We start from the raw sequence: 9,608 nt of genomic DNA, 5'->3' as shown, positions 1-9,608 counted from the left end.
TTTAAAAAAGGTCACAAAAACCTTTATTTGGCGTGCACAAAAAGACCACATTTGAAAGTCTGATGTAATTATGAGCTTTCAAATGTGGTCTTATTCTAAATTCTAGGTCTTAACTTAATGACATTGACTGTTTAGGAGGTTTTTTCTTAAGCCCCGCGAGGAACTTTCGATGCTCTTTTTGCTTCTGCAAAGCCAACTGATGATAGCGTTCTAAATCCATTTTTGATTTCCTTTCTACAAATCTCTAGGACTCTTCTAATAACCAATTCAGGAGCGCCTTCTTTTGAATCCCATCATAATTAGCTTCTGACTGGATTTGATCCAATGTTAGAAGATATTTAGGATACTGGTCCTTGATGGCTTGCAATGGACGAAGTTCACGCTCAAGTGTCGCAGGATCTAGAGTCGACAGACTCACCTGAAAGTACTGATAAGTTCCTGTGTCGGTCACAACAATAAAATCCACTTCGTATTTACCTATATTTCCGACATATACTTTAGAAAAACGCCGTCTTAATTCCAAATAAACAATCGTTTCAATCATATGCCCTAAATCTTCTTGGTGATCTGGTAGGAGCAATTGGCGAAAACCAAGGTCAACGCAGTAAAATTTCTCTAGTCTTTGCAAAAGGGTTCGCCCTTTGACATCAAACCGAGGGACAGCGTAGAACAATAAGGAATCCAACAAAGCATCCAGGTAGCCTTCTAAGGTGGTATTGGATACTTTGACTCCTTGACTAACCAAGGTATTCCGAATTTTATTCGTAGAAATTGGACTCCCCATGCTACTGAGAAGCGTCCGTACTAAACGTTCTAATAAATCTGGGCTAGCTGCACCGGCCCTAGGCAACACATCATTCAACAAGATCGTGGAATAGAGACCTTGTAAGTACTCGATACGCTCGCGGTAACTCTCTGTTTGCAACAAATAAGGAAAAGCACTAAACAAATAGTCATTGAACAGCTGACTTTGCGACAAACCTTCCTCCCTCCGCCCAGCTACATATTCTGAAAAGGATAGGGGGAGAACTTCTAACTGAACATATCGACCCGTTAAGTTCGTTGCCAAATCACTGCTCATGAAACGAGCATTAGAACCTGTCAAATATAAATCAACATTCGGCTTGATAAATAAGCTATCCGCAACCAACTCAAACTGATCCACATGCTCGATTTCATCTAAAAAAATATAGTAGGTTTCTGGAGTTTGAAGCTGCTCCTCTAAATACCGATTCAGAGCCTGAAAATTTCTCAATTCATAATAGCGAAGATCTTCAAAATTAATCACTAGAATTTGACTTTCCGCCACACCTGACTGAATCAGCTCTTGCCGAAAAAGCTGAAAAAGAACCGACTTACCAGCCCGTCTTACGCCACTGATTACCTTAATGACCTGTCGATCCCGATACCGATTTAAAAAAGCGACATATTCTGGTCTATCTATCCATTTCATTGAACCACCTCTCTAAGAGTATACCAAAAACAACCATTATTTCCAATCAATTGGAAATAATGGTTGTTTTAAAATTTAATTTCTAATTAACTAGAAATAATTTCCATATATGACGTCAATCCACTACCAATTGTGATATCCTAAATCTTAAATCCATTCTACATCTTTGGTCCCTATTTTTCCTTAAAACAATCAAGGATTTTTGGTACAATATATCGTACAATATTAACGAGGAGGTGAGAACGTCATGGAAGCTGTTACTTATTCAAACTTTCGTCAAAATTTGAAACAATATATACGTCAAGTTAACGAGGATGCTGAACCACTCATTGTCACTTCAAAAAATGTTGAGGATACCGTTGTCGTTCTATCGAAGCGCGACTATGATAGTATGCAGGAAACCTTACGCATCCAGTCCAACAATTATCTCATGAATAAAATTCGAAAAGGTGACCACCAATTCCACACAGGGGACTTTCAAACTCATGAATTATTAGAGGCGGCCGATGAATAAAGCATGGTCTGATGAAGCTTGGGATGACTATTTTTACTGGTATGAACAAGGAAATAAAGCGACCATTAAAAAAAATCAATCGATTGATAAAAGATATTGACAGGCACCCATTTACAGGCATCGGCAAACCTGAACCGCTCCGACACGATTTAGCGGGAAAATGGTCTCGACGGATTTCAGAAGAACACCGCATTACCTATCAGGTTGATGACACCACCATCTATATTTATCCCTGCAAAGACCACTACTAACTCAATCTGTAAAAAAATCCTCAACCCCTTCTATTTCAACGGGATTGAGGATTTTACTATGCTTTCTTCAAAAATAAATCGAATCCGTTTAAACAACCTCTACCGAATTCAATAAACCTAATCACTCCTTAAGCAAGCCTTCTTCTTTTAAGAATTCCTCAGCTACACTACGGGCATCGCGTCCTTCAACGCCTACTGCATAATTCATTCGACTCATCTGATCTGCTGTAACTTTCCCAGCTAATTGATTCAGAATTCCCTCTAATTCAGGATATTCTTTCAAAAGTGATTGACGCATGAGAGGAGCCCCTTGATAAGGAGGGAAAAGCTGCCTATCATCTTCAAGAACAACCAGGTCATACTGAGCCAACTCTGCATCCGTAGAGTACGCATCAATGATCTGAATATCTCCAGACGCAATCGCCTGGTATCGCAAGGCTGGCTCCATGGTCACAACATCTAAATTTAAGCCATATAAGGATTGCAGACCCTTATTTCCATCCTCCCGATCATTAAATTCTAAGGTAAACCCGGCCTTAAGACGCCCTTCTACCCTCTTCAAATCTGAAATTGTTTTCAGCTGATATTCCTCCGCAATGGCCCGGGGAACTGCTATAGCATAAGTGTTCTGATAGGCCATGGGTTTTAGAAGGGCCAAGTCATCCTGTTTGGCAATCCCATCACGCGCCGCCTCATAAACCTGCTCCGGATCATGACTCAACTCTGGTGCTGGTCGCAAGAGACTCCCCGTGATCGTCCCCGTAAATTCAGGGTAGATATCAATATCCCCTTTCTTTAAGGCCTGGTAGAGAAAATCCGTCTTTCCAAAATTGGGTTTGACCTCAACTTGTAGCTCTGAATTTTCTTCAATTAAAAGTTTATAGGCATTCATCAGAATCTCAGGCTCAGGCCCGAGTTTACCCGCAATGACTAGGGTCTTCTCCTCCTGTTTGGGAAGAAGTGTGGTTCCCAAAGATACTCCAACTCCCAATAAAAGGGCTGCAAAGGCTGCCGCAATCGTCCTTAACTTAGCCTTCTCCATCCACTTCAACAAAAGATTGAAAAGAATAGCCAACAAAGCTGCTGATAGAGCCCCAATTAAGATGAGACTGGTATTCCGACGATCAATCCCCAATAAAATAAAGGATCCCAGACCTCCAGCACCAACCAGAGCCGCTAGCGTTGCTGTCCCGATAATCATCACACCTGAAGTCCGAATTCCCGACATGATAACCGGCATAGCTAAAGGCAACTGATACGTCTTCAGACGCTCCCACTTAGTCATTCCAAAAGCTAGGCCAGCTTCTTCCAAACTTGGATCAACACCATTTAAGCCTGTTATTGTATTTTCTAAAATCGGAAATAGAGCATAGATGACCAAGGCGGTTAAAGCTGGAAGAGTTCCAATTCCCATGAGTGGGATAAAGAGCCCCAGCAAGGCCATGGAAGGAATGGTCTGAAAAATCCCAGCAAGCTGCAAAACAAGAGCCGATAAACGCTTGTTTTCTTTCAAACCAAAAGCTAGTGGAAGTGAGAGCAAAATCGCTAGAAGCAAGGATAGAAGGGAGAGCTGTAAGTGTTCCCCTAAGGCTTGCACCCACTCAGCAGACCGCTCTTGAAAGGTAGTGACCAAATCAAGCATAGGCAGCACCTCCAAACAAATCCGCTACAAAATCCGTAGCAGGCTCCTCTAAGATCATCTTTGGAGTCGCAAACTGGCGAATGTACCCAGCCTCTAGTACTGCAATGCGATCCCCCAGAAGTAAGGCTTCATCGGTATCATGGGTTACAAAAATGGTTGTCATCCCGAACTCCTGATGCAGCTCCTTAATCAAAATCTGGAGTTGTTTCCTGGATATGGCATCTAAAGCCGAGAAGGGTTCATCCATCAGTAAAACTTCCGGTTCGCCAATCATGGCCCGGACAATTCCCACACGTTGCTGCTCCCCACCAGATAATTCACTTGGCATCCGAGTCGCATAGACTTCAGCTGGCAATCCCACTCTAGCTAATAATTCTTCTGTCCGAAGACGAATTGCCTCTGCAGTCCAACCTTTCATTTTGGGAATGAGAGCAATATTTTCCGCAACTGTTAGATTGGGAAAGAGGGCAATTTGCTGCAGGACATACCCTGTAGATAAGCGCAAAGCACGCTCATCAAAATCTTTGATCCGTTTGCCTTCCCGATAGATATTTCCGTCACTAGGTTCTAGCAAACGATTCAGCATCTTCAATAAGGTTGTTTTCCCTGAGCCTGATGGTCCTACCAGAACGATAAATTCCCCCGACTGGATTTCCAAATCAACACCTTTTAAGACATTCTTATCCTGGTAAGAGAGGGCCACCCCTTCATATTTAATCATAAATCTCCTTCAACCAAACTTCTTTCAAAGACTTAGGCGGACGACCTAAGACACGCGCTACATCTGAAGAAAGACCCGCTTGCTCTCCCACTGCGATGGCAGTATAGGTCGAAACCCAGGAATCATATTCCCACTGTTGCGCCGGCCATTGCCTCCGAGATTCATAGGCTTCCGCAAGAGATTCATCAATATATCGGTAGTACTCTCCAGTGACTTCTGCCCCAATACGCAAGACATCTTCCATGGACAAGTCTTCAGGTCCCGTTAGATTCAAGGTTTGATTGGCCCAAGATTTGGCATTCAATAAGATTGTAGCTGCAACCTCTGCCGTATCTTGACGTGCCACCGCAGATACTCGACCTTGACCCGCAGGACCACGGATTTCCCCATATTCCTCTAATAAACCTTGGAAAAATTCTAAATAAAAATTGTCCCGCAAGAAGGTGTAAGTGAAACCTAAATCTTTGATATACCGCTCCGTCTGGGCATGATCCCGCGCCAAGGTAAAGGTAGCATCCTCAGAAGCCCCGTAAAAGGAGGTATAAACAATGTGCCGAACACCCGCAGCCTTAGCCGCATCTAAAAAAGCCTTGTGCTCCGCAACCCGATCCTCACTCTCACGTGCCGATACAAACAAGAGTGTATCAATCCCGGTTAAGGCTGCTACAACCTCCGGTCTATTGGCATATTGAACCTTGCGAATCTCTGCCCCTGGGAGATGAGAAGCTTTTTCTGGACTCCTGGCTAGATGAATCGCCTTGTGTCCTGCAGCAGCTATTAGCTTCGCCGCAATAGCCCCTAAATGACCTGTCACTCCTGTAATTCCAATCATTGTCATTGCTCCGTTCCTTTCATGTCCTGTACCTCTGCTGACTTTAAATTCGCCAAGATACGCTCTTGGTAAGCTTCAAAATCTCGAATTTCCTGCTGAGAAAAGCCTTGGTAAAAGATGTTTCCCAACTCACGACTTACCCGATCACCAATCTCCTTTTGTGACCAGCCTAGTTCCGTTAAGATCACATACTTTTTCCGTTTATCATTCGCACAAGGCCGAACTTCCACCAAGCCCTGCTCCACTAACTTTTTAATCATCGAAGTTAGGGTATTATTGGCCAAACCCGTTTGGAGTGCAATATCCGTAGCCGTTGCCCTCCCATCCTCGCACTGCCAGAGCACTGATAAAATTTTTCCTTGCTCACTTCGATAACGAGCTTCTTTCTCTTTCCTTAATAATTTTTGAAAAAGACGCCCGTTTAACAAACGAATGTGCAAGTTTTGATAACCACCTTTCCACTCTTCCATCTGCTTACCTCTTTATTTCGATATAGAAATACTTTAACACAAGAGACCAGCCATGTCAAGAAATTTCTATATAGAATTAGTTGTACAAAAAAATAACCCCTGAAACCACTCTAAGTTGCATGATTTCAGGAGTTAAGCTGTATGAAAAGTACGAACGGATAAAAAGCGCGTGAGAAATTAGACGTTCATATCGCAACTAGTTTTGCTTATCTTTCAAGAATTCCCATTCTTCTCGGAGAACACCATATTTAACACTATCATAATACACACCTTGCCAGTATCGGACTTTGCGAATCCGGGCTTCTTGTTTCAGACCTAACTTCTTACTAGATTTCATCATTCGTTCATTGCCAGACCAAGTGGTTAAACCGATATGTTCAATCATGTCAAAGGTATCAAAAGTATCGGAGATCCATTCCCTTAAAGCTTGCGTGCCAAACCCTTTCCCCCAATAGTTCTCGTCGTAAATCACAATCCCAATCTCTAACCAGCGGGTTTTCTCATCCTCCCAATAACGAAACAGCATCCCCACTAAAACATCATCCACATAGATTCCCTGTTTATATTTCCCTTCATTATAGAAAAAGAAGGTATTGCAGAATTCCTCAAATGTGTAAGCCTTATAGTCGTCATAATAAGGACCATTCCACTTTGACCATTCGGGATTTTCGACCGCAAATCCAATCTGCCATAATTGACGCATGTCCTCTTTTTCAATCGGTTTGATTTTTAGAGACCCCATCACCCTACTCCTTTCACACATATGTTAATTTAAGACTAGTATAGCATAATACAGACTATTCCAATTTTGAAGTTAATTCAGTATTCTATTGTATTTAAGCAGAATTGCTTTTACTACAAATTTTTACAAAGTATTTACTTTTAAAAATCGTATATATAAGGTATAATGTACGTACAAAACTAGGAGGTGAATACATTTAATGAATGTGTTATTACGCAAAACAGGGAATAGTACTGTGATAACGATTCCAAATGCTATTAAAGAGGCACTTGGAGCAGAAATCGGTGAAGAGATCGAATTTGTCACTTCTGGAAAAAATATCATCATCCGAAAAGCTGAACCCAAATTTGACTTTGATAAAGAGTTGGAAAAAGCCATGGACCAATATGATGAATTATTGAAAGAACTGGTGAATAAATGAAATACTTGTCTACCAAGGATATCATAAAAATTAACGTGATGGTTATCGGGAAGTATTCTCCTAAAGAACCAGTAGGCATTGCTGATATCAATAGCCTTCAAATGATTGTTGAACAACCAAAGCAAGAAATCTTTGGAAAGGTCCTTTATCCAGATATTTATAGCAAAGCTGCTATTATCTGGATAAATCTAATCAAAAAACATCCATTCTATAATGCCAATAAACGAACGGCTATGATGGCATTACACATGTTTCTTGCACTGAATAACTTTCAGTCAAACCTCTCGTTTAACGATGGACTTGAAAAAACGATTGAAATCGCTACTTTTCAAGGAGATTTTGAAGAATTAAAGGACAGCATCACCCAGTTCTTGAAAGAAGAAAATAGAGTGTTTAAAAAGTAGAAAAGTGATCAACGTCCCCAATTGGCGATAAGCACTTTTCTACTTTTTACTATATCTTAGAGATGATATCCCATAACGCCCCTCCATCCAAATCTGCTACAATAAAGACAGACAAGCCTCAAGGAGAAAATCTATGAAAACACAAGCAGAAATGATGATTTTGGTTCCTCAAAAAATCAAAGAAATCGAACAAACCTATGGAGTCGAAATCCTGTGGGCTGTAGAATCCGGCAGCCGTGCCTGGGGTTTTGAATCACCTGACAGCGACTTCGACATCCGCTTTATTTACAAACGCAAGCCCCAGGACTATCTGCAACTCACCCAAAGCAGAGATGTCATCGAATTACCCATCGACGATACCTGGGACATGAATGGCTGGGACCTCGATAAAGCCCTGAAGCTCTTAGCCAAATCCAACCCCACCTTATTCGAATGGCTCCAATCCCCTATTATTTATTTTTCATCCAAATTTCAAGAAGAGATAACACCGCTATTAGAAAGACACTTCTCCGAAAAACGGATGATGTACCACTACTTATCCACCGCGAAACTTCAGCTCTCCAAATATCTCAGCGGCGATACAGTTAGACCAAAAAAATACTTCTATGCCCTTAGACCTGTCTTGGCATGTCGGTGGATCCAAAAGTATCACACCATTCCACCCGTCCCCTTTAATGACTTGGTCACAGACTGCTTGCCAGCCGAACTGTATGATTCCGTCAACCAACTCCTAGACATCAAAAAAGCCCATTCAGAATCCGCCCCAATCCCACCGATCCCCGATATCCACGCCTTCCTCGAACAATCCATCCAGGAAATTGAGACCTACCTCCAGAACCTAGAAACTACTCAAAAACCTGACTGGCAAGCACTAAACCATTTCTTCCTAGAAGAAATCGGGGTGGGGAATGACATTCCTTTCGAATATTTTTCAAAAATTGAATTTGACATTAAAGCACCCGGTAATGAACCAATTGCAAAGTTTACATGTGACCTCTCAACATCCGAATTGACCTATCAAGAAGCTGGCAACACAGGCGCCATTGCCTTTGAACACCAACTGACCCTAACAAAATGGGAGAAAAGTGGCTTACTCCCCTACATCCGCTTATCCGACTTCGAAGTGCACCTAAAGGATTTCCCAACAATTCAATCTCAGGAACACTTGATTTTTCCAATTATCTTTAAAGGCTATGGAAACTCCGGTCAAGTACTCTTAAAACGAGAAATTAAGAAAATCTCTCTATTCGGAGATCAAGAACCAATCGAGATACTCTACAACTACATCAGCGAAACTTTCTTTTCAGAATTTAAAAAGAAACGCTGCTACATGGCCCATCCACTTAACTTCCTCCACCCATTTAAATAGTGATTCATAAACACAAAACAAAACACATCAAATCCACGGTTCCTATCAACACGATACGTTCCTCTTTGGATTTGATGCGTTTGGCATTTTTGGATTTGAATTTGAATTCAGTGCATTTTTCTTAGTTTTTCTTCGTTTTTCTGTGTTCTACTGTTTCCTACTGTTTCCTACTTACTAATGGTAGCTCACTTTCCATCATTTATCAACTAAAAGATAATATTGATTGCGGTCATTTTTACTTGATCAAAACCATTCAAAAATACCCAACTCGTGTAAATTTTTCAAAGTTTTGACAATAAATTTACGACTTCTTCCTGTCAGTTCAATTGCCTTTGCTGTCGTCATCTTCTCTCCTGAATTGTACATGTAATGGACTAGTAATTGCTCATCAGCATTAAAGTTTTCAAAATATATGAAGTGTCTTTCTAAAGTATCTCGAGTTCGAAGATGTCGACTAACAATATTATTTTTCAAGGTCAAAACCACTTTATTCCCAGGCTCTGAATATATAGGCTTATGAAGAAAAGCAGATTCCATCTCAGAGTAAATACGCTTAACCCCTTCATTCATTTCACGAACCCAACCAAATTCTGTTCGAAAACGACATCCTGAGTTAGCCCATGCCACACCTCATAAACTGCGACACACTGGAGCCACACTTGCTATAGTCTTTTATTTGAAAATAACACAGTAAAAAAGCGCAAAAAAACACTATCTGTGTTATACTTAAGGCGAACATATTTAAAAATGTCTTAAGGATGTTGCCGCATCCCTAATGCTCTTGCTGCT

9 protein-coding genes and 4 pseudogenes are annotated in these 9,608 nt (G+C 41.2%); 5 read left to right on the top strand and 8 right to left on the bottom strand.

The window, feature by feature from the left end; all coding sequences use genetic code 11:
- Positions 1 to 130 precede the first annotated feature (130 nt).
- Together I2503_RS08250 and I2503_RS08245 are read right to left on the bottom strand one after the other, a co-directional pair.
- A pseudogene (locus I2503_RS08250) lies at positions 131 to 220 on the bottom strand (YkgJ family cysteine cluster protein); the annotation flags it as partial.
- A gap of 24 nt (positions 221 to 244) precedes the next feature.
- Positions 245 to 1,453 carry an ATP-binding protein gene (locus I2503_RS08245; RefSeq protein WP_196967639.1) on the bottom strand — a complete coding sequence of 403 codons (1,209 nt, stop codon included), beginning with the start codon at positions 1,451 to 1,453 and terminating at the stop codon, positions 245 to 247.
- Positions 1,454 to 1,700: 247 nt separating this feature from the next.
- On the opposite strand from I2503_RS08245, the gene I2503_RS08240 reads away from it, so the two are divergent.
- Positions 1,701 to 1,967 (top strand): type II toxin-antitoxin system Phd/YefM family antitoxin, encoded by a 267-nt coding sequence (locus I2503_RS08240; RefSeq protein ID WP_196967638.1) that lies wholly within the window; start codon positions 1,701 to 1,703, stop codon positions 1,965 to 1,967.
- Positions 1,960 to 2,218 (top strand): annotated as a pseudogene (locus tag I2503_RS08235) (Txe/YoeB family addiction module toxin). Before I2503_RS08240 ends, I2503_RS08235 begins: the two are co-directional and overlap by 8 nt.
- A gap of 121 nt (positions 2,219 to 2,339) precedes the next feature.
- Here the strand turns inward: I2503_RS08235 and I2503_RS08230 are convergent.
- The 5 genes from I2503_RS08230 to I2503_RS08210 all read right to left on the bottom strand — a co-directional run bounded on the left by I2503_RS08230 (position 2,340) and on the right by I2503_RS08210 (position 6,625).
- The gene (locus tag I2503_RS08230) at positions 2,340 to 3,860 is read right to left on the bottom strand and encodes an ABC transporter permease/substrate-binding protein (protein WP_196967637.1); all 1,521 of its coding nucleotides are present in this window, start codon (positions 3,858 to 3,860) and stop codon (positions 2,340 to 2,342) included.
- Complete coding sequence (locus I2503_RS08225) at positions 3,853 to 4,581, bottom strand: ABC transporter ATP-binding protein (protein WP_196091043.1); 729 nt, start codon at positions 4,579 to 4,581, stop codon at positions 3,853 to 3,855. The genes I2503_RS08230 and I2503_RS08225 overlap by 8 nt, the downstream gene beginning before the upstream one ends.
- The gene (locus I2503_RS08220; RefSeq protein WP_196967640.1) at positions 4,574 to 5,413 is read right to left on the bottom strand and encodes an SDR family oxidoreductase; all 840 of its coding nucleotides are present in this window, start codon (positions 5,411 to 5,413) and stop codon (positions 4,574 to 4,576) included. Before I2503_RS08220 ends, I2503_RS08225 begins: the two co-directional genes overlap by 8 nt.
- A 2-nt stretch (positions 5,414 to 5,415) precedes the next feature.
- On the bottom strand, positions 5,416 to 5,883 hold the full coding sequence (locus tag I2503_RS08215) for a MarR family transcriptional regulator (RefSeq protein WP_196967636.1): 468 nt from the start codon (positions 5,881 to 5,883) through the stop codon (positions 5,416 to 5,418).
- A gap of 196 nt (positions 5,884 to 6,079) precedes the next feature.
- Positions 6,080 to 6,625, bottom strand: coding sequence for a GNAT family protein (locus I2503_RS08210; protein WP_196967635.1), 546 nt, complete (start codon positions 6,623 to 6,625; stop codon positions 6,080 to 6,082).
- 199 nt (positions 6,626 to 6,824) lie between these two features.
- Here I2503_RS08210 and I2503_RS08205 point away from each other — a divergent pair, with 199 nt between their 5' ends.
- The 3 genes and pseudogenes from I2503_RS08205 to I2503_RS09675 all read left to right on the top strand — a co-directional run.
- Positions 6,825 to 7,046, top strand: coding sequence for an AbrB/MazE/SpoVT family DNA-binding domain-containing protein (locus I2503_RS08205; protein WP_196091040.1), 222 nt, complete (start codon positions 6,825 to 6,827; stop codon positions 7,044 to 7,046).
- Positions 7,043 to 7,450 (top strand): type II toxin-antitoxin system death-on-curing family toxin, encoded by a 408-nt coding sequence (locus I2503_RS08200; RefSeq protein ID WP_196091039.1) that lies wholly within the window; start codon positions 7,043 to 7,045, stop codon positions 7,448 to 7,450. Before I2503_RS08205 ends, I2503_RS08200 begins: the two co-directional genes overlap by 4 nt.
- 133 nt (positions 7,451 to 7,583) lie before the next feature.
- Positions 7,584 to 8,351, top strand: a pseudogene (locus tag I2503_RS09675) (nucleotidyltransferase domain-containing protein); the annotation flags it as partial.
- Between the two features lie 711 nt (positions 8,352 to 9,062).
- On the opposite strand, the pseudogene I2503_RS08190 reads toward I2503_RS09675, so the two are convergent.
- Positions 9,063 to 9,413, bottom strand: a pseudogene (locus I2503_RS08190) (ATP-dependent DNA helicase); the annotation flags it as partial.
- Between the last annotated feature and the right edge of the window lie 195 nt (positions 9,414 to 9,608).

It is taken from the genome of Streptococcus sp. NLN64, assembly GCF_015831295.1.
Taxonomy (GTDB): Bacteria; Bacillota; Bacilli; order Lactobacillales; family Streptococcaceae; genus Streptococcus.
The sequence above is the reverse complement of the archived record's forward strand: the minus strand, read 5'-3'. Positions and strand labels throughout refer to the sequence as shown.